The organism is Rhizobium sp. P44RR-XXIV (assembly GCF_001999485.2).
Taxonomy (GTDB): Bacteria; Pseudomonadota; Alphaproteobacteria; order Rhizobiales; family Rhizobiaceae; genus Rhizobium.
Genome location: NZ_MPVZ02000025.1, coordinates 541,678 through 564,894, shown reverse-complemented (window position 1 = coordinate 564,894; position 23,217 = coordinate 541,678). Strand labels below are relative to the sequence as shown.

The 23,217-nt window shown below is 60.6% G+C and carries 24 protein-coding genes, 1 tRNA gene and 1 pseudogene; 12 read left to right on the top strand and 14 right to left on the bottom strand.

Annotated features, from left to right (window positions below; genetic code table 11):
• Positions 1–109 precede the first annotated feature (109 nt).
• The 3 genes from BSK43_RS08145 to BSK43_RS08135 are packed head-to-tail and all read right to left on the bottom strand — an operon-like array spanning position 110 to position 3,187.
• Positions 110–1,213: a D-TA family PLP-dependent enzyme gene (locus tag BSK43_RS08145; protein ID WP_077468412.1), complete on the bottom strand. Its 1,104-nt coding sequence runs from the start codon at positions 1,211–1,213 to the stop codon at positions 110–112.
• 1 nt (position 1,214) lies between these two features.
• A complete protein-coding gene (locus BSK43_RS08140) occupies positions 1,215–2,690 on the bottom strand; it encodes a M81 family metallopeptidase (protein ID WP_077468413.1) in 1,476 nt (491 codons plus the stop codon).
• 11 nt (positions 2,691–2,701) lie between these two features.
• On the bottom strand, positions 2,702–3,187 hold the full coding sequence (locus BSK43_RS08135) for a hypothetical protein (protein WP_077468728.1): 486 nt from the start codon (positions 3,185–3,187) through the stop codon (positions 2,702–2,704).
• A 281-nt stretch (positions 3,188–3,468) separates the two neighbouring features.
• Between BSK43_RS08135 and BSK43_RS08130 the strand changes: the two genes are divergently transcribed.
• From BSK43_RS08130 to BSK43_RS08120, 3 genes and pseudogenes are all read left to right on the top strand, one after another.
• Positions 3,469–4,332 (top strand): MurR/RpiR family transcriptional regulator, encoded by an 864-nt coding sequence (locus BSK43_RS08130; protein WP_077468414.1) that lies wholly within the window; start codon positions 3,469–3,471, stop codon positions 4,330–4,332.
• 75 nt (positions 4,333–4,407) lie between these two features.
• Positions 4,408–5,184: an SDR family oxidoreductase gene (locus BSK43_RS08125; protein WP_077468415.1), complete on the top strand. Its 777-nt coding sequence runs from the start codon at positions 4,408–4,410 to the stop codon at positions 5,182–5,184.
• A 25-nt stretch (positions 5,185–5,209) separates the two neighbouring features.
• A pseudogene (locus BSK43_RS08120) lies at positions 5,210–7,131 on the top strand (family 20 glycosylhydrolase).
• 125 nt (positions 7,132–7,256) lie between these two features.
• Here the strand turns inward: BSK43_RS08120 and BSK43_RS08115 are convergent.
• Positions 7,257–7,439, bottom strand: a complete 183-nt coding sequence (locus BSK43_RS08115) for a hypothetical protein (RefSeq protein ID WP_077468416.1) — start codon at positions 7,437–7,439, stop codon at positions 7,257–7,259.
• 370 nt (positions 7,440–7,809) lie between these two features.
• Between BSK43_RS08115 and BSK43_RS08110 the strand changes: the two genes are divergently transcribed.
• Positions 7,810–8,076 carry a DUF982 domain-containing protein gene (locus BSK43_RS08110; RefSeq protein WP_169055376.1) on the top strand — a complete coding sequence of 89 codons (267 nt, stop codon included), beginning with the start codon at positions 7,810–7,812 and terminating at the stop codon, positions 8,074–8,076.
• Between the two features lie 29 nt (positions 8,077–8,105).
• Here the strand turns inward: BSK43_RS08110 and BSK43_RS35050 are convergent, their stop codons facing one another.
• The 3 genes from BSK43_RS35050 to BSK43_RS08100 all read right to left on the bottom strand — a co-directional run bounded on the left by BSK43_RS35050 (position 8,106) and on the right by BSK43_RS08100 (position 10,154).
• Positions 8,106–8,243 carry a hypothetical protein gene (locus tag BSK43_RS35050; protein WP_169055375.1) on the bottom strand — a complete coding sequence of 46 codons (138 nt, stop codon included), beginning with the start codon at positions 8,241–8,243 and terminating at the stop codon, positions 8,106–8,108.
• Between the two features lie 310 nt (positions 8,244–8,553).
• Positions 8,554–8,640, bottom strand: a tRNA-Leu gene (locus BSK43_RS08105).
• A 92-nt stretch (positions 8,641–8,732) separates the two neighbouring features.
• Complete coding sequence (locus BSK43_RS08100; protein WP_205910599.1) at positions 8,733–10,154, bottom strand: phosphomannomutase; 1,422 nt, start codon at positions 10,152–10,154, stop codon at positions 8,733–8,735.
• A gap of 189 nt (positions 10,155–10,343) precedes the next feature.
• Here BSK43_RS08100 and BSK43_RS08095 point away from each other — a divergent pair, with 189 nt between their 5' ends.
• Entirely contained in the window at positions 10,344–10,775 is a 432-nt protein-coding gene (locus tag BSK43_RS08095) for a BA14K family protein (RefSeq protein WP_077468419.1), read from the top strand.
• A gap of 14 nt (positions 10,776–10,789) precedes the next feature.
• Here the strand turns inward: BSK43_RS08095 and BSK43_RS08090 are convergent, their stop codons facing one another.
• A complete protein-coding gene (locus BSK43_RS08090) occupies positions 10,790–11,083 on the bottom strand; it encodes a SelT/SelW/SelH family protein (RefSeq protein WP_034514177.1) in 294 nt (97 codons plus the stop codon).
• A 173-nt stretch (positions 11,084–11,256) separates the two neighbouring features.
• Here BSK43_RS08090 and BSK43_RS08085 point away from each other — a divergent pair, with 173 nt between their 5' ends.
• Together BSK43_RS08085 and BSK43_RS08080 are read left to right on the top strand one after the other, a co-directional pair.
• Positions 11,257–11,991: a type 1 glutamine amidotransferase gene (locus BSK43_RS08085; protein WP_077468729.1), complete on the top strand. Its 735-nt coding sequence runs from the start codon at positions 11,257–11,259 to the stop codon at positions 11,989–11,991.
• A gap of 71 nt (positions 11,992–12,062) precedes the next feature.
• Positions 12,063–12,518: a GFA family protein gene (locus BSK43_RS08080; RefSeq protein ID WP_077468420.1), complete on the top strand. Its 456-nt coding sequence runs from the start codon at positions 12,063–12,065 to the stop codon at positions 12,516–12,518.
• A 9-nt stretch (positions 12,519–12,527) separates the two neighbouring features.
• Here BSK43_RS08080 and lepA read toward each other — a convergent pair whose 3' ends face one another.
• On the bottom strand, positions 12,528–14,360 hold the full coding sequence (gene lepA, locus BSK43_RS08075) for a translation elongation factor 4 (RefSeq protein WP_068400756.1): 1,833 nt from the start codon (positions 14,358–14,360) through the stop codon (positions 12,528–12,530).
• Positions 14,361–14,529: 169 nt separating this feature from the next.
• Here lepA and BSK43_RS08070 point away from each other — a divergent pair, with 169 nt between their 5' ends.
• On the top strand, positions 14,530–15,099 hold the full coding sequence (locus BSK43_RS08070; protein ID WP_077468421.1) for a helix-turn-helix domain-containing protein: 570 nt from the start codon (positions 14,530–14,532) through the stop codon (positions 15,097–15,099).
• Positions 15,100–15,120: 21 nt separating this feature from the next.
• The gene (locus tag BSK43_RS08065) at positions 15,121–15,642 is read left to right on the top strand and encodes a GNAT family N-acetyltransferase (protein ID WP_077468422.1); all 522 of its coding nucleotides are present in this window, start codon (positions 15,121–15,123) and stop codon (positions 15,640–15,642) included.
• Between the two features lie 9 nt (positions 15,643–15,651).
• Here the strand turns inward: BSK43_RS08065 and BSK43_RS08060 are convergent, their stop codons facing one another.
• Positions 15,652–16,257, bottom strand: a complete 606-nt coding sequence (locus tag BSK43_RS08060) for an HAD-IA family hydrolase (protein ID WP_077468730.1) — start codon at positions 16,255–16,257, stop codon at positions 15,652–15,654.
• A 146-nt stretch (positions 16,258–16,403) separates the two neighbouring features.
• Between BSK43_RS08060 and BSK43_RS08055 the strand changes: the two genes are divergently transcribed.
• Both BSK43_RS08055 and BSK43_RS08050 read left to right on the top strand, forming a co-directional pair.
• Positions 16,404–17,429, top strand: a complete 1,026-nt coding sequence (locus BSK43_RS08055) for a histone deacetylase family protein (RefSeq protein WP_077468423.1) — start codon at positions 16,404–16,406, stop codon at positions 17,427–17,429.
• A gap of 97 nt (positions 17,430–17,526) precedes the next feature.
• Positions 17,527–18,441 carry an EamA family transporter gene (locus BSK43_RS08050; protein ID WP_077468424.1) on the top strand — a complete coding sequence of 305 codons (915 nt, stop codon included), beginning with the start codon at positions 17,527–17,529 and terminating at the stop codon, positions 18,439–18,441.
• Positions 18,442–18,541: 100 nt separating this feature from the next.
• Here BSK43_RS08050 and BSK43_RS08045 read toward each other — a convergent pair whose 3' ends face one another.
• Together BSK43_RS08045 and BSK43_RS08040 are read right to left on the bottom strand one after the other, a co-directional pair.
• Positions 18,542–19,300 carry a CDP-diacylglycerol diphosphatase gene (locus BSK43_RS08045; RefSeq protein ID WP_077468425.1) on the bottom strand — a complete coding sequence of 253 codons (759 nt, stop codon included), beginning with the start codon at positions 19,298–19,300 and terminating at the stop codon, positions 18,542–18,544.
• A 224-nt stretch (positions 19,301–19,524) separates the two neighbouring features.
• A complete protein-coding gene (locus tag BSK43_RS08040) occupies positions 19,525–19,992 on the bottom strand; it encodes a truncated hemoglobin (RefSeq protein WP_077468426.1) in 468 nt (155 codons plus the stop codon).
• A 264-nt stretch (positions 19,993–20,256) separates the two neighbouring features.
• On the opposite strand from BSK43_RS08040, the gene mbfA reads away from it, so the two are divergent.
• On the top strand, positions 20,257–21,240 hold the full coding sequence (mbfA, locus tag BSK43_RS08035; protein WP_068400740.1) for an iron exporter MbfA: 984 nt from the start codon (positions 20,257–20,259) through the stop codon (positions 21,238–21,240).
• Positions 21,241–21,327: 87 nt separating this feature from the next.
• Here mbfA and BSK43_RS08030 read toward each other — a convergent pair whose 3' ends face one another.
• Positions 21,328–21,927: a transglutaminase-like cysteine peptidase gene (locus tag BSK43_RS08030; RefSeq protein ID WP_077468427.1), complete on the bottom strand. Its 600-nt coding sequence runs from the start codon at positions 21,925–21,927 to the stop codon at positions 21,328–21,330.
• A 236-nt stretch (positions 21,928–22,163) separates the two neighbouring features.
• A complete protein-coding gene (locus BSK43_RS08025) occupies positions 22,164–22,976 on the bottom strand; it encodes an alpha/beta hydrolase (protein WP_077468428.1) in 813 nt (270 codons plus the stop codon).
• Between the last annotated feature and the right edge of the window lie 241 nt (positions 22,977–23,217).

Genomic DNA, 23,217 nt, shown 5'->3' with positions numbered 1-23,217 from the left:
CTACTTGCAAGACCGGACCGCGTATGAAGGCCGGTCCGGCTTTGAGATGCGACAAACAAAAACGGCGGCCCGAAGGTCGCCGTTTTTGTTTTAAACAATGTTTTCGCGCCTACCAGACCAGCCCGCGGGCTGCCACATCCTCGACGCGTGTCACGACGCCGTCTCGATGGAAGACCATCTGGTCGAAAAGGTTCGATACGACACAGGTGTGATTGGGGATGATGCGGATCTTGTCGCCGATCTGCGGGCGCGGACCGGTGCAGTTCGAGAGGTCGATCACCCCATGCTCTTCCGAAAGACCCTTGATGATGGCTTCCGGATAGTCGACCACATGGCCGAAATCGGCAAAGCCGAGGAGATCGGAGGTGAGCGCCTTCGAGCCGGCGTCGATGACGGCGCGGTCTTCGGTTGGCCTGGAGACAACGGTGGCGAGGATATGCATCGCGCAATCCTCCTCGCGGCAATGACCGGCGCGCACCATGGATCTGTCGTTATAGATATAGGTGCCGGCCCGATGCTCGGTGGCCGCCGTCACGAGGTGCGCCTCGAACAGGCTTGGTGTGCCGCCATTGCTGACGACAGGGCATGGGATGCCCTCGTTCTTCAGCAGTGCAACGGAGTCGGCCAGGAACGCCTGCGTCCCCTCGGCATTATTGGGCTTCGGATAGCTCATCAAGCCCCCGAAGGTGAGGCCGGGCTTGCCGGCGATATGCTTGCCGAGGGCGGCGGCTTGCTCGGGCGATTGCACGCCGCAGCGCGCGCCGCCGGTGTCGCATTCCACCAGCACGGTCAGCGGCTTGCGTTCGGCGAACCAGGCAGAGAGACCGTCGACGGTAACGGTGCTGTCGGCCACGACCTTCAGGCCGGAAATGCGATCGTTCAGCGCCGAGAGGCGAACAAGCTTTTCAGGGCCGAGAATGTTGAAGGTGATCAGGATATCTTCGAAGCCGGCATCGGCAAATGCTTCCGCCTCGGTGATCTTCTGGCAGTTGATACCCTTGGCGCCGGCGGCGACCTGGGCGCGCGCGACGGCTGGGATCTTGTGCGTCTTGATATGCGGACGGAAATTCAGGCCGTGCGCGTCCATGTAAGACTGCACGCGGGCGATATTCGCAGCCAGCCGTTCTTCGTCGATGATCGGGCGCGGGGTCGAGAGCCCCTCGATCCGATCGCCGGATTTGGGGCTGATTTCCGAGGCGATGTCGTGTGTCATATCAGGCGCCTTTGCGTTCTGTCGCGTGCGGATCGGCCACCATGGGCCAGATGTCTTTCGGTGCGCGGCGATAGGGGGTGCGGGCTGGATTGTTCGGATAGGGTGTTCCGGCCGAGCAATAAAGGATCTCCGACGCGATCTTGGAGAAGGATGCGTAGAAGTGATTGGTCGATTTGATGACCAGGATCTTCTTCTGTGTCGGATCGATGCCCATGACGGAGAACAGGCTCGGGTCGAAGCTCTGCGCGCGCGTCGAGTTCAGGATGATGTCGATACCCTTGTACTGGATATAGGCCGCATCGCCGAAGGGGGCGTAGCTCTCACCGAAACGCATCTCGGCATTGGCGACCAGACGGATGATCTTGACGTGGCCGTCGATGGGATTGCCGGTGCCCGGCGCCGATTTGGCACCGAAGCGCAGTGGGATTTCAGCGCCTTCGCCGGCGGCCATGCAGATCTGCACCGCCATCGGATCCCAGATCGTGCCGATCGCCGTATCGGTGGCGCCACGGTCGAGCAGTTCCTGCAGGATAACGGTGGCGTCTCCCGAAGTGCCGCCGCCGGGATTGTCCCAGAGATCGGCGATGACGATCGGGCCTGATGTGGCGGCCATGGCCTGGCTGACAGCCTCTTTCTCGTCGATTTGCGGCATGATGAACGTGCCGCGCTTGGAGAAGAGTTCCAGGCCGAGATCGCGGGCGATTGCAGAACCCTTATCCGGCTTATTATTGGTGACGACGAGCAGCTTGGTGCCCATCTCGGGGACGTCACCGGCCATGAAGCCATGGATGACGGAGATCGACAGGATGTCTGTGTCGCTCTCTTCCATCGCCATGATCTTGTCGACGAAGGAGCGCATCGGGTCACGCGAGGTCGGGAAAACGTCGATCATGCGGCAATCGAATACCGACATGACAGGCTTCACGCGGCCTTCCAGCGTATCGACGGCGATGCGCCAGAGGTCTTCCGCCCGATCGACGAAATCCGTGTGTGGGAATTCCTTGAAATAGACGAAGAATTCGGCCGCTGCGAGACGCTTCTTCGTCAGATGGCTATGCGGGTCGAGCTCGGCGCAGACCAGAATGTCGGGTCCGACGATCTCGCGTACGCGCGACAGGAAATCACCTTCGGTATCTTCATAACCGTCGGCGACCATGGCGCCATGCAGGCCCAGCACGACGGCATCCACCGGCATGGCCGCGCGCAGCTGATCCAGGATCTCGTCGCGCAGGTCCTCATAGGTCCGGCGATTTACCAGACCGGCCGGATCGGCCCAGGTGGCGGTGCCTTCGATCAGCTCCCAGCCTTTTTGGGCTGTGACGCGTCGTCCGACGGTAATTGGAGCGGAACAAAGCGTCGGCGTTTCCGGATGCGTGCCCGGAGGCGCATAGAGAGACGCTTCGAAAGCGCGCCGGTCGATACAGATGGGGGAAAAGGTGTTCGTCTCGGTCGCGAAAGCCGCGGTGAATATGCGCAATGCTGTCGCCTCTATTCCATGGGGTTCGGCAGGTAACCGGTGAAGCCGCTGATCTTCCAGCGTCCCTCATGCAGGCGGCAATAATAAAGCGTCTGCCATTTCATGGTGTCGACACTGCCATCCGACTTCTTCAGGCTGCCGTCGAATTTCTTGCGCACCAGCGCCATGTCGCCTTCGATCTCGATATCCTCGAGCGTCGTGGTGGTGAAAATCGCGGTGCGCGTATCCTCTGCAAAGGACTGTGTGGCGAAGTCGCGCGCCTGGCGCAGCCATTCGTCGCGATAGGCGGTAAGGCTCGGAAAGGCGAGGCGCCATTTGTCAGGGCTCACTTCACGGCGGCCGTCAATGCCGATAAAGCCCTCTTCGACGAAATCGCCTGCTACCATGGACCAGTCGGCTGCCAGAAATGCATCGATGTCGCGAGGGACGAGCATTTCCCAAATCGCGTGTCTGGGAGCGTCGCTTGCAGGAAAAGGATTCTTGAATGGATCACGCATTGTATCCGCCGTCATTTAAATTCTTTTCATAATTCTCGATTTTCACTGGCCAAATTCTGCTTTCTATGGTCATTTGTCAACGCATCAAGAAAATAATTTGCAGGAATCATATGATGTTCGTCGCTCAGTATGGTTCCCGTCAGATGGGCGCGAACGGCGAGCCGCGCCCCCTCGCACACTCGTAGGTAGGCCTCGATAACGAGCTGCGAGATTGAGATGGCTTGCGTCACTTACTAAGTGTCGGACGTTTAGAACCCAGCGACAGAATAAAGGGGGAGCTGATGGATATCTTCACGACCATGCAGGACGAGAGGGGACGGCTTTCTCAATCGGAAGTCCGCATCGCCGACATCGTCCTCAATGATTTCGAATTCGCCGTCAACGCTTCCATCATCGAGCTGGCCGGCAAGGCGGATGTCTCGCCGCCGACGGTCACGCGCTTCTGCCGCCGCCTCGGCTGCGAGAGCTTTTCTGATTTCAAGGTGCAGCTGGCGCGCACGGCCTATGTCGGCATGCGCTATCTGAAACCCGAGCCGAAGAGCATAGCGCCGGCCGATGTCGCCCAGGACATTATTACCAAGGCGCAGAACGCGCTGTTCCTGCTGCATCGCGGTCTGGACGTTGGAGCCATCGAACGGGCGGCTGATCGGCTGGCTGGCGCTGAGATGATCTACGCCTTCGGCTCCGGCGGCAATTCCTCGATGATCGCCAGCGAGATTCAGAATCGCCTGTTCCGGTTCGGCCTGCGCATCACCGCGAGTTCCGACCACAGCATGCAGCTGATGATGGCCGCGGCGGCTAAGCCCGCGGATGTATTGATCGGCTCCTCTTTTTCCGGCCGTAATGCCGAACTTGTGCGCGCCTTCACGCTGGCGCGTGACGCAAAGGTGCCGACCATTGCTTTGACGCAGAGCGACAGTCCGGTTGCTCATGTCGCCGATATCACCGTGCCGATCGACCTGCCGGAAGGTGACAATATCTATAGGCCGACGTCGACCCGCATCGCATATCTTGCCGTGGTCGATATTCTCGCCAGTCTCGTCGCCTACCGCTTGCGGCCGCAGGCCACGGTGATCTTGCGCCGTATCAAACAGCAACTCGTCACCCATCGCGACGGCGACGACCGCCAGCTTCTCGGGGACTAGGGCAATTTCAGCAACAGTGCGCAGCGGTTTCCGTCCGGAATTGCGCAGGGAACAACGACAATCAGAGGAAAACACATGAGCAAATCGGTTGCCATCGTCACCGGGGCCGCAGGCGATATCGGCCGCGCCATCGCAAAGCGCCTTGCGGATGACCATGATGTCATCCTGCTCGTCGATATCGACGAGGCCGCCGCGCAAAAGGCGGCGCAGGATCTGGGGCCTGCCGAGCGCTTTGTCGCAATCAAGGCCGACATCACCAACGAAACCGATACCGCCGCAATGGCGAAGGCGGTGTCGAGCCTGGGAACGGTTCGGACGCTGGTCAACAATGCCGGCGCCGCCCGTGCGGTCAGCCTTCACGATACCACGCCGGAAATCTGGCGCGCCGACAATGCGCTTAATCTGGAGGCGGCTTTCCTGTGTTTCCGCGCGGTCGAGGATATGCTGAAGGCATCGAAGGGGTCGCTGATCAACATCGCCTCCGTCAATGGCTTGGCCGTTTTCGGCCATCCGGCCTATAGCGCCGCCAAGGCCGGGCTTCTGCATTTCACTCGGCTGGTGGCCGTCGAATACGGCAAGTTTGGCATCCGCGCCAATGCGGTCGCGCCGGGAACGGTGCGCACCCAGGCTTGGGAAGTGCGCGCCGCCGCAAACCCCAATGTCTTCGAGGAAGCAAAGCGCTGGTATGCGCTGCGCCGTGTCGTCGATCCCGTCGATGTCGCCAATGCGGTGTCCTTCCTGGCAAGCCCGCTTGCCGGCGCCATCACCGGCGTCTGCCTGCCGGTTGATTGCGGTCTCACGGCAGGCCAGGCCGAGCTCGCCCACACCTTCTCACAATCCGAGCACTACTAAAGCGCGTCGCCAAGAGGGACCATAGATGCAGCCGGCTTCCTTTCATCTTGAAAACACCTGGTCTCCCGAGGGCGGAAAGCATGGTCGCCTGACCCTGACGCTTTTCAATTTCTCGGATGCGCCTCTTACGAATTTTCGCCTTGCCTATACGACGCTGACGCGCGTCGTCGATCCAGAGGCCTGCGACAATGCCGTCTTCGTTCGCCGCAACGCCAATTTCCATGAGTTTGCTCCGCCGGCCGGTCTCTCCGTAGGTCCCGGTGAGAGCTGGACGTTCAGTGTCTCCGCCCTTCACCGCATTGCGCGGCACTGCACCGACGGCGCCAAATCCGCCTATGTGACGCTTTCGGATGGCAGTCACGTCACGGTTTTCACCTCCGACCTGTTGCTCGAAGGCCGGGTCAGCGAACCGCCGCCGATGCTGCTGCCGGAGGGCAGGCCGGAGCTTCCCTTCGCCATCCAGCCATGGCCGGCTGCTGTCGATGTGAAGCCGGGCGACGGCTTTCCGGTCGCGCTCTATCCGGCCAAGGGCTCGGACGCTGCAAGCGTGAAGGCGGTCGCCACGGCGCAGGCGCTCTTCCGCCGGCTGTTTCCCTCCAGCCATGTTCCCTTCAGCCTCATCGCCGCGCCGCAGGGCAGGGCGCTGCGTTTCGTCGAGCGGCCGGCCCTTGCGGCTGAAGCCTATGAGCTTGCCTTCTCCGCGGACGAAATCGTGCTTGCCTTTTCGGCCGCGCCGCCGGCCGCCTCTATGGCTTGACGACGCTCGGTCAGCTTCTGGATGGCGCACGCCGCGAGCCTGGCAAGTTCCGCTTCCCGGTTTCGGGCGTGATCGCAGATCAGCCGCGCTACGGCTGGCGCGGCTGCCATCTTGACGTCTCCAGGCAATTTACGCCCAAAGCCGACGTGCTGCGCCTCCTCGACATTCTGGCCTTGCTGAAGCTCAATATCTTCCATTGGCACCTGACGGATGACGAGGCATGGCGGCTGGAGATCCGCGCCTATCCGCAGCTGACCACGACAGGCGTATTGCGTGGACCGGACGAGCTGTTGCTGCCGCAGCTCGGCAACACCGCCGAACCTGTGGGAGGCTTCTATTCGCAGGATGACGTTCGCGAGATCGTGGCCCATGCCGCGGCACTCGGCATCGAGGTCGTGCCGGAGATCGATATTCCCGGCCATAGTACCGCGACGCTCGTTGCGTTGCCTGAGCTGACGGACGGGCAGGAGGCGCCCGATAGCTATCATTCTGTTCAGGGCTATCCGAACAATGCGCTGAACCCGGCCATTGAGCAGACCTATGAATTTCTCGGCAAGGTCTTCGACGAAATGGTCGAGCTCTTCCCCTCACAGTATCTCCATATCGGTGGTGACGAGGTTGCCAACGGTTCCTGGCTCGCTTCGCCGCTGGCGCGCAAGCTTATGGAGAAGGAAGGCCTATCGGGCACCTTCGCGCTGCAATCCTATTTCCTGAAGCGCATCAAGGCCATGCTCACCGAACGAGGCCGCAAGCTCGCCGGCTGGAACGAAGTCGCCCATGGCGGCGGCGTCAATCCCGACAGCACGCTGCTGATGGCCTGGGAAAAGCCAGAGGTCGGCATCGAGCTGGCGCGCGAAGGCTACGAGGTCGTCATGACGCCGGGCCAGGCCTATTATCTCGACATGGTGCAGGCCGATGCTTGGCAGGAGCCGGGCGCGAGCTGGGCGGGCACGGTGCCACCGGCCCATACCTATGCTTACGAGGCGGAGGGCGATTTCCCGGATGAGCTGAAACATCTGATGAAGGGCGTGCAGGCCTGTATCTGGCAGGAGAACTTCATCTCGCGGGACTATTTCAATCGTCTGGTCTTCCCGCGCCTGCCTGCAATTGCCGAAGCGGCCTGGACGCCGAAGGCCCAGAAGGATTGGCTGCGCTTTGCCGCCATCGTCCCGCTGAGCCCGAAGCTCTAGCTCACGCTGCAAGAGCACCGTGCCAGAGACTGCCGAAGGAAGCTTCGGCGGTCTTTTTCATGTTTGGAATGAAGTGCGCAAGCGAAAGTGGGCAAAGCCAAACCGCGTCAGCTTCTGCGCGGAACCTATCCGGCGCGCGCCGTCGTCATATCGGTCGGGAATACTCCAACCCAGGCCAGGACGGCCATGGCTGTGATGACGAGCAGATACCACATGCTCAGATAGTCTCCGACCAATCTCCTGTTCAGCGCGGCAAAGAGCAGAGCGACGCTGAAGGCCAGCCAGAGGAGGTTGCAGATATGGTCCATTTTATCGTTCCCTTATTTTATGTGCCTCCTCCCTGCGTCAAAGGTTAATCAGATGACAGGCCAAGAGGTAGCGCTCTAGCGGGATGGAGGGTTGCGCAAAATGGGAGACGAAAAGCGGAGATTCAGGAAAATGCAGGCACATGGCTATCCCACGCAGGTGCGCCACATTCGGTCGATCTCGCGAAGATCCTAAGAAAATCTTAACGAGATACCATCCGTCCAGGAACCTCCACGGCTGGTCCACGTTATCCAATCAACTGAGGCGAGGAGCTGGGTACATGGACTACTACACGACGATGGCCGCATGCGCCGGCACCGGATCATTCCTGATCGCAGCACTGATGGCGCTATACGGTTAAGGAGGCCAGCTATGGAATATGGTGATTGGAGCAGCCCCGTCATAGTCGATCTCGACGGGATCGGCCACTACGCGATAATCACGAACGCGCTCGATGCAGCCAACTGCATGAGCGAGGAATGGCCTGTTCGCGGCGGAGCGGTGGTGAATGACGCGGTGCTGGTATGCCTCGATGCGCTCCTGGGCAAGGTTTCTGCGGAAGAATCGCGAGACGCCTTCCTTGAAGCTGCGAGAGAGGCCGGGCTTTACGTGAAGCCGGACTCCGAGCGCTTTCACTAGGCCCATCCTGCTTCAGGCCGGCAAGATGCTCAGTTCGGATAGATAATCCAGAAAATCACGCCAACGATGACGATGAACGCAAGGATGGAACCCACCATCCTGCCCAGTCCCTCGTTGACGTTGCCGTTGCCAACAATCAGGTCGTACCAGTCGCGTTTGTGGTTCATCAAACATCCCTCAGAGTTCACCCTCTATTAGGTCGCCGTTTTCTCCACAGTCAACGGTTTAAAAGCAGCTTGGAAATCTCGGCCATTACCTCAGCTGACAGTGAGCTTGCCACGCCGTCGGGCGCTGCTGTCTGGAAGATTTGGGGCCCCTTCTCGGGTATCCGCCTGCGATATCGTCAAGTCGGGATTTTTTGTCATTTCCGCCAATTTCAAGACAAGTCCCATCGTACACATCCGGTGAACCGAATGTGTTCCAAAGGAACTCGTTAGTCTTGAAATTATTGAGAAATCTAAGTTTCTCAAAATGGAATGGTGCCCAGAAGAGGACTCGAACCTCCACACCCTTTCGGGTACCAGCACCTGAAGCTGGCGCGTCTACCAATTCCGCCATCTGGGCGACGGTCAGGCATGTAAGGGGGTGGCCGTCCGGTGTCAACAGGGTTTTTGAAGTTTTCGTGTCAATCGTGAAAAAAGCCGTTGAAGCCCGGGTCAGACCCGGGCCGCAGCCCATGCGCGGATGAGGTCAAGCCCCTGTTCCAGCAAGGCCTTTGCCTCGCTTTCGCTCTCTGCTTCCACGTAGCAGCGCATTTCCGGCGCATTGCCGGACGGGCGGAAATGAATGATTCGGCCATCCACAAGCGTAACCCGCAGCCCGTCTATGTCGCTCTTGGATGCCACACCGGCGATGGGGGCAAGGAAATCCGCGAGATTGGCGTCAGAAGCGCGTAGAGAGGCCATCAGCGCGGCGCTGGTTTCGACTGGAAAGTTCTCCAGGCGGCCGGCGGCGGCAAACGGCAGGCGATAGCTGCCGGCAACGGCCGACAGCGGCTTTTTCGCCTGCGCGGCTGCGTAGAGCGTCGCAAGGATCGGTAGGAAGCTGTCGCGGGTCGGCAGGGCATCAAAAGACTTGCCCTCGACGGTGAAGCGGCTGGCGGTCAACGTGCCGCCATTGGCCTCGAAGCCCATCACCTTGTTTTTGCCTGCGGCAATCGCCTCGTCCATGCCGGCGATCACATAGGGCGAGCCGACGCGGGTGCGAGTGACCGCGTAGGAGCCGGCGGCCTCGATGCCGGAATTGGAAGTGACCGGCGTCACCACGACATCCGCGCCGAGGAAGTTTGCCGCGATGAGGCCAAGCAGATCGCCGCGCAGCGGCTCGCCGGTTTCATCCGCAACGAGCGGCCGGTCGCCATCGCCGTCAGCCGAGACGATAGCGTCCAGCCCGTGTTCAGGTGCCCAGCCCTTGAGCAGGCGGATGGTTTCGGTGGAGACCGCTTCGGTGTCGACCGGAATGAAGCTCTCGGAGCGGCCGAGCGGCACGACGCGGGCGCCGTAATGGGCGAGCACCTGGTCGAAGAGATCGCGCGCGACGGTGCTGTGCTGATAGACGCCGATGGTCAGTCCGGCGAGGCTGCCGGCGGGGAGCAGGGCATTGTTGCGCTCCAGGAACAACGCCTCTGTCTGCGCTGTGCGATTTTCCGCCGTCTCGGGCGTTTCGTCGAGAAGCCTGTCGAGGATCGCGGTTGCCTCCGCGCTGATCGCCATTTCGTCCTGCTTGTCGATCTCGCCATCCGGCCGGTAGAATTTGATGCCGTTGCGATCGGCTGGAATATGCGAGCCGGTGATCATCAGCGAGGCGGCTTTCAGCTGCAGCCCGTAAAGTGCGAGCGCCGGCGTCGGCAGCGTGCCGCAATCGATCGGTGTCAGGCCTGCCCGCTTCAGGGCGCCGATGCAGGTCGCAGAGATCGCCGGGCTCGATTCGCGAAAGTCCCGGCCGACGAGAATGAGGTCGCCGCGCTTGGCATGGCCGCTCTTCAGCAGATGGTTGGCGAAGGCTGTGGCATAGAGGGCGGACGCCCGCCCTACGAGGTCAACGGACAGGCCGCGAAGGCCGCTGGTGCCGAATTTCAAGCTGCTCACAGGCAATCTCCTTGGAACGATGGTGCTTTTATGGAGCAAGCAGCCCGAGGGATCAACTCATCGTGGGTCGAGGCTTTCCCGTTGCAGTAGCACTGGTTTTACCGCTGCCATCGCCCCAAATAGAGAGTGAAGCGTTGCGGCAGGCACATTCATTAGCGGCGTTTCGCATAGGAGTTTGTCATGGCTGTTTTGGACAGAATCGCGCTTGGCTGCGCTTTGGGCTTTGCTCTGCTGGCGCAGACGGGCCTGGCCGTCGCGGCATCGAACCCTCCGAGGATGGGCATTCCGCCGAGTACCACGAATTCCGTCATCTGCGATTCCCGCGGCTGCTTCGGTTTCGGACAGAGACAGTTCTATACTCGGCCTGGCCAGCCGCTTCCGATCACGCCGCCCTATACGGGAGGGGTGAAACGCTATGACGCCCCGCGCGTCCAGATGCCCCCGCGCGAAACCTATTCGCCGCCGCCGCGGGTCACCTATCCGTCGCCGGCGCAGCGGCTCAGGCAGCATCAGACATGGTGCGCCGAGCGCTACCGCACCTACAATCCCGGCACCAACAGCTACACGACGATCAACCGCGGCAACCAGGCTTGCCGTTCGCCTTTCGACTGATCATCGGGTGGCGCTCAGCTCTCCAGTGACGCCCGGTCCGTATGGCCGAGATCGCGCTCGGGATCGATGACATCGCGCACCCGCTGCTTCAGTTCCTTGGGGCCGGGGAAGCCGCCGTCACGCTTGCGCTCCCACAGAAGCTCGCCATCGATGCGGATTTCGAAGACGCCGCCGGTGCCGGGGATCAGCGCCACTTCGCCCAGGCTGTCGGTAAAGGTCTGCAGCAGCTCCTGCGCCATCCACCCGGAGCGCAGCAGCCAGTTGCATTGCGTGCAATAGAGAATGGTGATCCGCGGCTTGTCGCTCATCGTCTTGATCCTTCGCTGTTTGCTGACATCTAGGCATAGCTTTGGGCAGCTGCAAGCCAAAGCAATTCCAGGAAAAGCGCAAACTGGTTTGGAAAGCTTAACCGCTCTGGCTCTTGCCTGACTGGCTGCCTCGTGTTCATCTCAGCCGATAACACGGTTTGGGAATCATCGGCATGCGCGTTGCAATCATCGAGAACATGAAGAACACCCCGCTTGGCGCTCTGGGCATCGCGCTGGAGGAGGCGGGAGCAAGGATCGAATGGTTCCACGCCTGGGATGGCGAGGCGCTTCCCAAGGACACATCAGCCTATGATGCGCTCGTCGTGCTCGGCGGCGAGCAGAATGCACGTGCGGATGAAACCCATCCCTACCTGCCGGAATTAGCGGGCCTGATGCGTCGTTTCGAGGGTGAGGACAAGTCCGTGCTCGGCATCTGCCTCGGCAGCCAGATCCTTGCGCGAGCCTACGAGGCGGACAATCTGATCGGAACCGCCCATGAATTCGGCTGGAAGACGGTCGGCCTTACCGAGGAGGGCAGGGTGGACCCGCTGCTGACCGGCGTCGGCGATCAGTTTACCATCTTCGAATGGCATGGCGACACGTTCACGCTGCCGGCCGGCGCTGTGCGCCTGGCCACCAACGGCGTCACGCCGAACCAGGCTTTCCGCATCGGCCGCGCCACCTACGGTACGCAGTTCCATTTCGAGGCCAACGCCGCCGTGGTCGAGCGCTGGCGCGGCGAATTCAAGGAAACCATCGAGCGCAAGGAGCCGGGCTGGCTGGAGAACTATCCGGAGCTTGTCGCCAAACACGCAGCAGCCGCGGAGACTGCGGGGCTCGCCATAGCGCGTGCCTGGGTTCAGACCATCGGCGCGCGGCAGGCACTTCCTCAAGCTGCGGAAGCTTGAGAAGCTGACTTGGCGGAAAGCGGGCGCGGGCATCGGCGCCAATATCATCGAAGACGGGAGGAGACAAGATCATGACGACGCTGGAATTACCCCGCGAAGGCGGCTGCCGTTGCGGGCAGGTGCGGCTGAAGATCAGCGCCAAGCCCTTGCTGACCATGGCCTGCCATTGCACCGGCTGCCAGCGCATGACGGGCAGCGCCTATTCCTTGAGCGCCGCGATCCCCTCGGACGGTTTCGAGGTAACGCAGGGCGAGCCTGTGATCGGTGGCCTGCATGGCGACACCATTCATCACTATTTCTGCCCGCATTGCATGAGCTGGATGTTCACTAAGCTCGACGGCGTCGACTGGTTCGTCAACATGCGCGCCACCATGCTCGATGACGCCAAATGGTTCACGCCCTTTATCGAGACCTGGACGAGCGAAAAGCTGCCCTGGGTGACGACGCCGGCCCAGCACAGCTATGCCGCGCTGCCGGCGATGGAAGAATATGAGGGCTTGATCAGGGAGTATATGGGGCAGGCGTGAGGCAGAGCCTCACTCATCCCCCATCTTCAACGCGGCGATAAATGCTTCCTGCGGGATTTCGACCTTGCCGAACTGCCGCATGCGCTTCTTGCCTTCCTTCTGCTTGTCCAGCAGCTTGCGCTTGCGGGTGGCGTCGCCGCCGTAGCACTTGGCGGTCACGTCCTTGCGCAGCGCCTTCACCGTCTCGCGGGCGATGATGCGTCCGCCGATGGCGGCCTGGATCGGGATCTGGAACATGTGCTGCGGGATCAGGTCCTTCAGCTTTTCGCACATGACGCGGCCGCGCTTTTCAGCGGCGGAGCGGTGTACGAGCATGGAGAGCGCGTCGACCGGCTCGGCATTGACGAGGATCGACATCTTGACGAGATCGCTCTCGCGATAGTCGGTCAGGCTGTAGTCGAAGGAGGCATAGCCCTTGGAGATCGACTTCAGGCGGTCATAGAAGTCGAAGACGACTTCGTTGAGCGGCAGGTCGTAGGTGATCATGGCGCGGTTGCCGACATAGGTCAGCTCGGTCTGGATGCCGCGGCGGTCCTGGCAGAGCTTCAGGATCGAGCCGAGATAATCGTCCGGCGTCAGGATCGTCGCCTTGATCCATGGTTCGCGGAATTCGGAAATCTTGACGACGTCAGGCATGTCGGCCGGATTGTGCAGTTCGATCTCGGTGCCGTCGGTCATGGTCAGCTGATAGACGACGGAAGGTGCCGTCGCGATCAGGTCGAGATTGAATTCGCGTTCCAGGCGCTCCTGGATGATTTCCAGATGCAGCAGGCCGAGGAAGCCGCAGCGAAAGCCGAAGCCGAGGGCGGCCGAGGATTCCATCTCGAAGGAGAAGCTGGCGTCGTTGAGGCGCAGCTTGCCCATGGCCGAGCGCAGGTCTTCGAATTCGGCCGCGTCGACCGGGAACAGACCGCAGAACACCACAGGCTGCGCCGGCTTGAAGCCGGGCAGGGCCGAGGCGGTCGGCCGCTTGTCTTCGGTAATCGTATCGCCGACGCGCGTGTCGGCCACTTCCTTGATCGAGGCGGTGATGAAGCCGATCTCGCCGGGGCCGAGGCTTTCGACGGTCAGCATCTTCGGCGTGAGCACGCCGACGCGCTCGACCTGGTATTTCACGTCGGTACCCATCATGCGGATGGTCTGGCCCTTGGTCATGACGCCATCGATGATGCGCACGAGAACCATGACGCCGAGATAGGTATCGTACCAGCTGTCGACCAGCAGCGCCTTCAAGGGCGCCTTTTCGCCGCCCGGGCTCTTCGGCGCGGGCAGCTTGTTGACGATGGCCTCGAGAACATCGGGGATGCCAAGACCGGTCTTGGCCGAAATCAGCACGGCCTCTGAGGCATCGATGCCGATGACTTCCTCGATCTGGGCCTTGATCCGGTCCGGTTCGGCCGCCGGCAGGTCGATCTTGTTGAGGACGGTGACGAGCTCGTGATTGTTGTCGATCGCCTGATAGACGTTGGCGAGCGTCTGCGCTTCCACGCCCTGGGAGGCGTCGACAACAAGCAGCGATCCCTCGCAGGCCGACAGCGAGCGCGAGACTTCATAGGCGAAGTCGACGTGGCCGGGCGTGTCGATCAGGTTGAGGATATAGGTCTCGCCATTGTTGGCCTTGTAGTGCAGGCGCACCGTTTGGGCCTTGATGGTAATGCCGCGCTCGCGCTCGATTTCCATATTGTCGAGCACCTGCTCCGACATCTCGCGTTCGGCAAGACCGCCCGTCGTCTGGATCAGACGATCGGCCAGTGTCGATTTGCCGTGGTCGATGTGGGCCACGATCGAGAAGTTGCGGATATGCGAAAGCGGAGTGGTGGAATTAGTGCTCATGCGCGCCATATAGCAGCGCCGCCCCGCGCCGCAAAGCGGAAAAGCGGGGTTTTGATGGCTATCTTCACGTTATGTTAGCCCTTTCCAGATCGATGCCGGTGGGTATCACAACAGGCTTGATTCCATCATGCGGTCGTGTATTTCTTAGATAGTGGAATCGTATGCGAGAGATACGGCGATGTCGGACGATGATCTGGAACTGGCGATTGGGGCGCGCATCAAGCAGCTGCGCATCGATCGCGGCCTGACGCTGGATGAGTTGGCGAATGCATCCGCCGTCAGCCGCGCCATGATCTCGCGCATCGAGCGGGCCGAGGCGAGCCCGACGGCATCCCTGCTGTCGCGCCTCTGCGCCGCGCTCGGCCTATCGCTCTCCGCCTTCTTTGCCGAGGAAGACAAGGACGTATCGCCCTTGGCCCGGCGCGATCAGCAGGCGGTCTGGCGCGATCCGGAGACCGGCTATGTCAGACGCGCCGTCTCGCCGCCGGGAACCGGCTCGAAGGTCGATGTCGTCGAAGTCGTCTTCCCGGCCGGCGCGCGCGTCATCTTCCCGCCGAACACCGCAAGTCTCGGCATGACCCAGCACGTCTGGCTGTTCGAGGGCGAAATGGAGGTGACACACCGCGATGTCACGCACCGCCTGATTTCAGGCGATTGCCTTTTCATGGGCGTTGGCGACGGCCATGCCTTCCACAATCCCGGCGAGGGATCGGCGCGCTATTGCGTCATCCTCGATCGCGGCCGCTGATAATCATCAAGGACCTTTTCCATGCCTGACATTCGCCTTTTATCCGTCGCTGACGCCCGTACCGTCCTTGCCGATCTCTGCGAAGTGCTTGCCGATTGCGTCAATGGCGGCGCCTCGGTCGGCTTCATGCAGCCATATGGATTGGCTGACGCTTTGTCCTATTGGCAGTCTGTGGCCGAGAGCGTCGAGAGCGGCGCGACCCTGCTTCTCGTCGCCGAGATCGAAGGCAAGGTGGTGGGCACTGTGCAGGTCGGCGCCGCGCAGATGCCGAACCAGCCGCATCGCGGCGATCTGAAAAAACTGCTGGTGCATCGCTCTGCCCGCGGCAAGGGTCTCGCCCGCCTGTTGATGGAGGCGGCGGAGCGTGAAGCATCCCGCGTCGGCAAGAGCCTGCTGGTGCTCGATACGGCGACGGGCAGCGAAGCCGAAGCGATCTATCCGCGCCTCGGCTGGCAGCGCGCCGGCGTCATCCCGGATTATGCGATGTGGCCGGCGGGCGGCCTTTGCGATACGACCATTTTCTACAAGCGCATTGCGGTCTGAGAAGGCGATTCAAGCCGAAAATGCAGCAATGGCATCCCGCAATGTCGAGTCGGGTGTCCACTGCATTGCCTTCCAGCCGAATTGCCGGGCCGCCTCGATATTGGCTTCGATATCATCGATGAAGCCGATCTCGCTGGCGTCAATGCCGACGCGCTCGGTCGCCAACTGGAAGAATTCTGCTGCTGGCTTCTGATGACCAAGAGCGGCGGAATAGAAAATGCCGTCGAAGCGCGCGGAAAGCCCTAGCTGATCCATCAGATAAGCGGCGCGCAGATGCTCCTGGTTGGTGGCGAGGAACATTCGCGTTCCGTTTGCCTTCAGCGCGGCTAGCTCGTCCAGCAATGTTTGGTCGAGGCGGGAATCGTTTTCGAACCAGTAGTCGATCAGCGTTCTAGCGCTGAGATGGGGAGCGATTGTGCCGAGAACTTCCGTTAGCTTCGGCTCCAGTGCCTCGCGGCCGGTGACGATATCCCGCCAGCAAGTTTTGAAGAAAGCTTCCCGCAGTATGTCCAGCCGCAGTCCGAGATCGCGCTCGAGATAGGTGAAGAGCGGCAGGCCATCGCTCGGCCGGCCATGGACCAACACGCCGTCGACATCGACCATCAGGATTTTCATGCCGGCTGCCTCCGCTTCGTTAAACACGACGGGAAGGTGCTGTTGTTCGCGGTTGCATTCAAGGCCGCGTCTCACCCTTTTTTCTTGGTGACGATGCATGTAAGCCTTTGCGTCAACATAAGTTAGAGGCGATGGAGGAGGAGACGATGCGGGTTATTTATTCCGAGGATCATAAGCTCAGGGACGCCAAGACCGAGCTGCATGACGGCCAGCTCGTCACGCCCTTCGAAGCGCCGTTTCGCGCCGAATGGATCCTTGCCGCCGTCAAGGAGGCCGGCTTTGGTGATGTGGTCGCGCCCGATGCCCATGGGCTGGAGACTGCGCGCAAGGTGCATGATCCGGCCTATCTCGATTTTCTCGGTGTGGTCTGGGATCGCTGGATTGCGGCCGGCTATACGGGCGAGGCAATCTCCAATTCATTTCCTGTCAGGCGCACCAGCCAGCGCATCCCGGAAAACATCGTTGGCCTGATCGGCCATTATGCCAATGCCGCCGACACCTCGATCACCAAAGGATCCTATGAGGCGGCAATCGCCTCGATGCGCTGCGCTTTGACGGGTGCCGATTGGCTCCATGCGGGTAATCGCTTCGCCTTCGCGCTCTGCCGCCCGCCCGGCCATCACGCCGGCATCGATCTCTTCGGCGGCTATTGCTTCATCAACAATGCCGGCGTCGCGGCGCAACGTCTGCGCGACCGAGGTGCGGCGAAAGTGGCGGTGCTCGACGTCGATTTCCATCACGGCAACGGCACGCAGGATATATTCTATAAGCGTGGCGACGTCTTCACCGCCTCGCTCCACGGCGACCCCATCCACGCCTTTCCTTACTTTCTCGGGCACGCCGACGAAGAGGGCGAGGGTGATGGGCTCGGCACGAACCGCAATTATCCGATGCCGCGCGGCACGCCCTGGGAGGTCTGGTCGGCGGCGCTGGACGACGCGCTTTCCCGCATCAGGGCTTTCGGCGCGGAGGCGATCGTGCTCTCGCTCGGCGTCGATACCTTCGAACGCGATCCGATTTCCTTCTTCAGGCTGGCGTCGGATGATTTCATCCGCATGGGCGAGCGCATCGCCACCGCCGGCTTGCCGGTTCTCGTCTGCATGGAGGGCGGTTATGGCGTGCCGGAGATCGGCTTGAATGTCGCCAATGTGCTGAAGGGCCTCGAAGCCTGACGAATTCTCGCATCAAGACATCTGATCGCAGGATGAAAAGTTTGAATTTGCCAGTGCCGGGCATGGCTTCTAAAAACCACGCCTTATGGGAGAGGTCATGAATCAGAAGATCATCGAAGGTGGCACGGATGGCGGCGCGGCGCTGATGCCGCATCCGGACGTGGCGCCGTCTTCCGGCGGTATCGCCGCCGGCGTGTTCATGTGCATCCTGTCCATGTCGTCAATCCAGTTCGGCTCGGCATTGTCGTCTCCGATCATCAACGCCTATGGGCCGGCCGGCGCCACATGGCTGCGGCTCGTCTTTGCCTCGGCAGCGCTGGCGATCATCGTTCGGCCGAAGATCCTGAGCTACAGCCGCTCGCAATGGCTCGGCGTGCTGGCGCTCGGCACCGTATCGGCGCTGATGACGACGTCCTTCTTTTCGGCGATTGCTCGCATTCCCCTGGGGCTTGCCGTCGCCATCGAATTTCTAGGGCCTCTGCTGGTCGCAACCCTCGGCTTTGGGCTGAGCCGCCAGCTTCTTTGGCCGATCTTTGCTGCCATCGGTGTCCTGCTCTTGGCCTATGACGGCGAGGAATGGGTGGGCAATCTGCCGGGTATCCTCTTTGCCATCGGTGCCGGCGCGGGATGGGCCTGCTATATCCTGCTGACGAAGAGGGTCGGCAATGCCTTCCAGGGTCTTGAAGGGCTCTCCATGTCGTTGCTGGTTGCAGCCGTCGTCTCGACGCCCTTCGGCTTTGTCTCCGCCGCCCCGCATCTGACGGGTTTCGGTCTTCTCGAAATAGCTGGCCTGGCGCTCCTCGTTCCCCTTCTTCCCTACGTGCTCGAAATGGTGGCACTGCGGCGCATGCCGACCTCGTCCTTCGGCATTCTCATGAGTCTCGAACCTGCCATCGGCGCCTTTGCCGGCTTTATCATCCTGTCACAGCCGATGACGCCGTCGCAGATGTTCGGCACCGCACTTGTGGTGGCTGCGAGTATCGGGGCAACCATTTTCGCGACAAAAGGCTGATTGGCGGCGGGTTGGTCTGCCGTCGCGTCAGTGGGTTTTGCGTTTATGGGGCGTGCGCGCATCCCCCTCCACGAATTCACGCCCAACTGATCACCCGCCCTTAGCGCGCCGCATTTTCCAATGCACACTTGGGGTCAATCATATCCTCCGCGGAGCCGCGGGCTTTGTTTGCGCCCATTATTCTCGCCAAAATATAGAAGCCGTGCTGCCCGTCTGGCATTGTGGTGCCGAAGACGCCAACAACAACGTTTTCCATATTCGAGCGGGCTCCCTCGATACCATCCGCGACAAGCTTCAGCGGGTTCAAATTCGAGAGGTCATCGGCCGCCTGGAATGTTGCCCACCAACCGGCCTTGGTCCTCAATTTTGTGAACCGACCGTTTTTGATATCCGCCGCATGGGTCTTCAAGAGGGTACGAAAGCGCGGCGTCTCGCATCCCATGTGGATGTGAAGCCGATCTTGCGTGCGCCAATTGGCGGCGTTTATCGCTAGTGCGAAATTCCGTGAGGAATCCTTCCAGGCGTCCAATCCCAGTCCGTCGGATCGCTCTCTCCATGCGTCGTCGAAATAGTTCGGTGCGTCCGCCGCCAGAAGACCAGGATCTTCGATGCCGGGCACATCTGCGAGCGGGGCAAGAATGGTTCGCTCCTTGTCGGTCGGCTCGCGAAGAACGACGTAGGAAGACAATCGGTCCTTTGCCCGGACTATTTTAAGGCACGGATACGGCGATCCCGTGAGGGTAGAGTTCACCTCGCAGGCCTTGACGACCAGCCCCAGTGCTGAGCGGCTGGCAAAGGAGCTCATGATGACGACGGCGATACCGAGGGAAATGGAGAGAACGATAAGCCGATGCTTCATGCGCGATTTCGATTTCCTGCTGAAGAGCCAATCATTCCCGAAGACCTGTCTCTGATGAACACCTTACCTATCGGCACACTGATATTTCCAGAAATCCTGTCTGGCAAAACAGAAAATGTTGAAGCTGCAGCAACGTAAATGGAACGCCTATAGCGCAAAGTTGCCCTAAAGATGTCACCTTGACCAGCGGCATCATCGAGCAATGTGTTTGCTTATGCCCCGCTTTAAACGGGCTTGCCTGCCGGGTCATCCAGCGCAGGATTATAGAAGAGCGAGAGCGTCAGGCTCCTGGCGATGCGTTCGGCGGTTGCCATGAACCAGTCCTTCGCCTGCTGCGAGGGCGCGATATCGTCCAGCGTCTGCGAAAACAACGTCAGCCATTCCGGAAAGAGATCGGCAGCGATGCCCTCGACGCCGAGATGTGCCTGCACCGGCTTGCCGCCATAGGCGCCATTCTTGAAGGCGACCGACGACCAGAAGCGTTTCATCTTTTCCATATGGTCGGGCCAGCGCCCGGCAAGGCGCCCATCGAATACCTGGCCTAAACGCGGATGCGCCTGGATACGTCCATAAAACGTGTCGACCAGCCTGTCGATGAAAGCAGCATCGATCCCCATGCGCGCCATCTCGGCCTCGGCCTTTTCACGGATGCCCGCGAGATGGGCGGCCCGGCCCTGGATGTCGTTTTCCATATCAAGCTCCCGCCGGTGGTATCCGGCGTATTGTCGTGACCGGCCTTCTTACCGGCCTATCTATGCAATTTCACGGCATATCCAAGACGTCATGCAGGCGTTGCGGCAATCTGTCAAAGTCGCATCGCGAATTTTCGCATCCCTTGGTCCCCGTCACGCACGTTCTGAGGCTCGATTTTCAATCGAGATATCGTCTCGGTGCTTGACCAGGATGGCGGCTCACTTTAGAATTAGAATAATTCTAAAGATAAGAGGCTATCTCCCATGCTGCTGGGTTTCTTCCGTTCGCCGAAACGCTCTTTCACCTCCTTGTCCGAGCAGGAGATTCTTGCCGTCGCCATCGCCGCGGAAGAGGACGATTCGCGTATCTATCTCGCCTATGCCGATAGTCTACGCGCCAATTATCCCGAGTCCGCCAAAGTCTTCGAAGATATGGCCGAGGTCGAGGATACCCATCGCAAGACGCTGATCGACATGCATCGCCGACGGTTCGGCGAACGCATTCCGCTGATCCGGCGCGAACATGTCAGCGGCTTCTATGAGCGCAAGCCGGACTGGCTGCGCAAGAACCTGTCTCTCGAAGCTATGCGCGATGAAGCCGAGGCGATGGAGCAGCAGGCCTATAATTTCTATGTCGAGGCAGCCAAGCAGGTTTCCGATGCCTCGACGCGGCAGCTTCTCGGCGACCTGGCGCTGGCCGAGCAGGGGCATGAAGATGTCGCCCGGATGCTCGGAGACAAGCACACGCCGGAGACTGTCAAACATGAGGAGGACGCAAAGGCGCATCGCCAGTTCGTGTTGACCTATGTGCAGCCAGGGCTCGCCGGCCTGATGGATGGCTCGGTCTCCACTCTGGCGCCGATCTTTGCCGCCGCCTTCGCCACGCAGCAGACCTGGCAGACCTTCCTTGTCGGCCTCTCGGCTTCGGTCGGTGCTGGTATATCGATGGGTTTCACCGAAGCCGCGCATGACGATGGCAAGATTTCCGGACGCGGCTCGCCGATCAAGCGTGGTCTTGCCTGCGGGATCATGACCGCGCTTGGCGGCCTCGGCCACGCGCTGCCCTACCTCATTCCGCAGTTCTGGACCGCAACGATCATCGCCGCCATCGTCGTCTTCTTCGAGCTCTGGGCCATCGCCTTCATCCAGAACAAATATATGGAAACGCCGTTCCTGCGCGCGGCCTTCCAGGTCGTGGTCGGCGGCTCTCTGGTGCTGGCGGCAGGTATATTGATTGGAAATGCCTGAGGCGGCGGCGCCGTCTCGCCTGAACCAGCTCAATAAAAAAGGCCGGCTCATTCGCCGGCCTTTTGCATCTGTTCGAGTGTCGAGTGGTTATTTGACCGAGCCGACCAGAACGTCGTTGCCATTCTCGATGGTCACCCAGCGGCCGGCGTTGAAGCTCGCCTGGCGCTTCAGGTAGGAGTAGGGGGTCTTGGACCAGAGCTTGATCTCGTCCTCGAGGTTGTCGAGAACATAGTCGCCCTGCTTGGTGCGCAGCGTCAGCACGGCATGGCCCTCGCCATCGGGCTTGCGCACGACCGTCATCAGCAGATTGGAAGCGGAAATGCCGCTCTGCATCAGCATCCTGCGCTTCAGCAGCGCAAAATCCTCGCAGTCGCCGGCGGTCTTCGGATATTCCCAGTATTCTTCCTGGCCGTAGACTTCCATGTCCGTTGCCGGCCGGATGGTCTTGTTGACGCGCAGGTTGATCTGGTTGACCAGCGCCCAGGCGGCGGCATTCATGTCGACGGGACCGATATTGCGGGTCGGGCCGCATTCGTCGGTGTGCCGCTGGCAGAAATCATAGTGCCCGATAGGCTGGGAAGTGACGTTCCCGACCGTCATCGACGCTGTCTGTTGGGACGCCGGCATCGCCGACGACGACATCGCAATTATAGCAGCGAAAGCAACCAAAAGGCCCTTAATACGCACGCCCACTATTCCTTGTATCGTCCCTACATTTATTAACAAATTGTTAATGTAGGGGGGCGTGCGAAGTCAATCGTTACTTAAGTGTTAACGGCGGAACCGCCCTCTATGGTTAATTTCGGCACAATCAAAGGGCTAGTTGCCATATTCCTGTGCCTCCTGCGGTAAGGAAAGCGTAGGCGGACGCTGCGCGGCAAAAACGCTGCTCAGCGATCGGTCCCTGATGTATCTGTTTGTTTTTACGTGAGATTATGCAGCGCCAGCGTTTCTGCAACGCTCAACATGCGCTCAATATCCTGCGGTCGCGACAGGCGATGATCGCCATCGCGCACAAGTGTTAACACCACGTCGTCGGCGGGCAGATGCTCGACCAGTTTTAACGAATGGGCAAAGGGCACGTCGGCATCCTCCATGCCCTGCAGGATGTGCACCGGGCAGCCGGTTTCGACGATGCCGGTGAGCACGCGATTGGCGCGGCCGTCCTCGATGAGAGCGCGGGTGAAGATGTTCGGCTCGGCACTGTATTCCGAAGGCTCTTCGAAATAGCCACGCTCCTCCAGCGACCGTCGCTCCGTATCCGAAAGATTGGGCTCGATGAGATCGATGGTGAAATCGGGTGCCGGCGCGATGAGCACGAGACCCGCAATGGCGGGCGTCTTCTTGCGCTTGCGCAGTTCCTGGATGGTCCTGAGCGCGATCCAGCCGCCCATCGATGAGCCGACGAGGACGATCCGTTTGGGTTTGGTATGGTCGATGACGGCAAGCGTCTCTTCCAGCCAGCGCGATATCGTGCCGTCGGTGAACTCGCCGCCGGATTGGCCGTGGCCGGAATAGTCGAAGCGGATGCAGCCGAGGCCAAGCCGTTCGGCAAGCGCATCGAGCTCGACCGCCTTGGTGCCGCTCATGTCGGATCGATAGCCGGATAGCCATACGAAGCTGACATTCTTTGCGCCCTTGCCGGCGGCACGTTCGCTGATGGCAATCTGGCGCTGGCTTTCGCCTTTGCCGACGGACAGGAAGGTGGGCTGGGGGGCCGTGGCTGTTTCGGACATCAAGAAACTCCCGGAATTTTTTGCCTTATAGAACAGATTCGCGCGCGCGTGGCCCTAAAAATCCGCAGCTTGCTGTCAGGGGTTTCGGCGCTATTTGGCAGCGATACTGTGTCCTTCGCGCATCTCGCGCGGCCGCGACACTATATTGACACGCGGGAGGTGATTTTTTCCTGATGTCATGCTATTGACTTCAACACAGCTTTTACGACATTTCCGTCAGTTGCGCCGACGGGAGCGATAG

Bases quoted from the DNA above. Each gene is read 5' to 3' on its own strand.
- BSK43_RS08145 (WP_077468412.1), bottom strand. From the start codon at position 1,213: ATGACACACGACATCGCCTCGGAAATCAGCCCCAAATCCGGCGATCGG.
- BSK43_RS08135 (WP_077468728.1), bottom strand. From the start codon at position 3,187: ATGCGTGATCCATTCAAGAATCCTTTTCCTGCAAGCGACGCTCCCAGA.
- BSK43_RS08130 (WP_077468414.1), top strand. From the start codon at position 3,469: ATGGATATCTTCACGACCATGCAGGACGAGAGGGGACGGCTTTCTCAA.
- BSK43_RS08125 (WP_077468415.1), top strand. From the start codon at position 4,408: ATGAGCAAATCGGTTGCCATCGTCACCGGGGCCGCAGGCGATATCGGC.
- BSK43_RS08115 (WP_077468416.1), bottom strand. From the start codon at position 7,439: ATGGACCATATCTGCAACCTCCTCTGGCTGGCCTTCAGCGTCGCTCTG.
- BSK43_RS08110 (WP_169055376.1), top strand. From the start codon at position 7,810: ATGGAATATGGTGATTGGAGCAGCCCCGTCATAGTCGATCTCGACGGG.
- BSK43_RS35050 (WP_169055375.1), bottom strand. From the start codon at position 8,243: ATGAACCACAAACGCGACTGGTACGACCTGATTGTTGGCAACGGCAAC.
- BSK43_RS08095 (WP_077468419.1), top strand. From the start codon at position 10,344: ATGGCTGTTTTGGACAGAATCGCGCTTGGCTGCGCTTTGGGCTTTGCT.
- BSK43_RS08090 (WP_034514177.1), bottom strand. From the start codon at position 11,083: ATGAGCGACAAGCCGCGGATCACCATTCTCTATTGCACGCAATGCAAC.
- BSK43_RS08085 (WP_077468729.1), top strand. From the start codon at position 11,257: ATGCGCGTTGCAATCATCGAGAACATGAAGAACACCCCGCTTGGCGCT.
- BSK43_RS08080 (WP_077468420.1), top strand. From the start codon at position 12,063: ATGACGACGCTGGAATTACCCCGCGAAGGCGGCTGCCGTTGCGGGCAG.
- lepA (WP_068400756.1), bottom strand. From the start codon at position 14,360: ATGGCGCGCATGAGCACTAATTCCACCACTCCGCTTTCGCATATCCGC.
- BSK43_RS08070 (WP_077468421.1), top strand. From the start codon at position 14,530: ATGTCGGACGATGATCTGGAACTGGCGATTGGGGCGCGCATCAAGCAG.
- BSK43_RS08065 (WP_077468422.1), top strand. From the start codon at position 15,121: ATGCCTGACATTCGCCTTTTATCCGTCGCTGACGCCCGTACCGTCCTT.
- BSK43_RS08060 (WP_077468730.1), bottom strand. From the start codon at position 16,257: ATGAAAATCCTGATGGTCGATGTCGACGGCGTGTTGGTCCATGGCCGG.
- BSK43_RS08055 (WP_077468423.1), top strand. From the start codon at position 16,404: ATGCGGGTTATTTATTCCGAGGATCATAAGCTCAGGGACGCCAAGACC.
- BSK43_RS08050 (WP_077468424.1), top strand. From the start codon at position 17,527: ATGAATCAGAAGATCATCGAAGGTGGCACGGATGGCGGCGCGGCGCTG.
- BSK43_RS08045 (WP_077468425.1), bottom strand. From the start codon at position 19,300: ATGAAGCATCGGCTTATCGTTCTCTCCATTTCCCTCGGTATCGCCGTC.
- BSK43_RS08040 (WP_077468426.1), bottom strand. From the start codon at position 19,992: ATGGAAAACGACATCCAGGGCCGGGCCGCCCATCTCGCGGGCATCCGT.
- mbfA (WP_068400740.1), top strand. From the start codon at position 20,257: ATGCTGCTGGGTTTCTTCCGTTCGCCGAAACGCTCTTTCACCTCCTTG.
- BSK43_RS08025 (WP_077468428.1), bottom strand. From the start codon at position 22,976: ATGTCCGAAACAGCCACGGCCCCCCAGCCCACCTTCCTGTCCGTCGGC.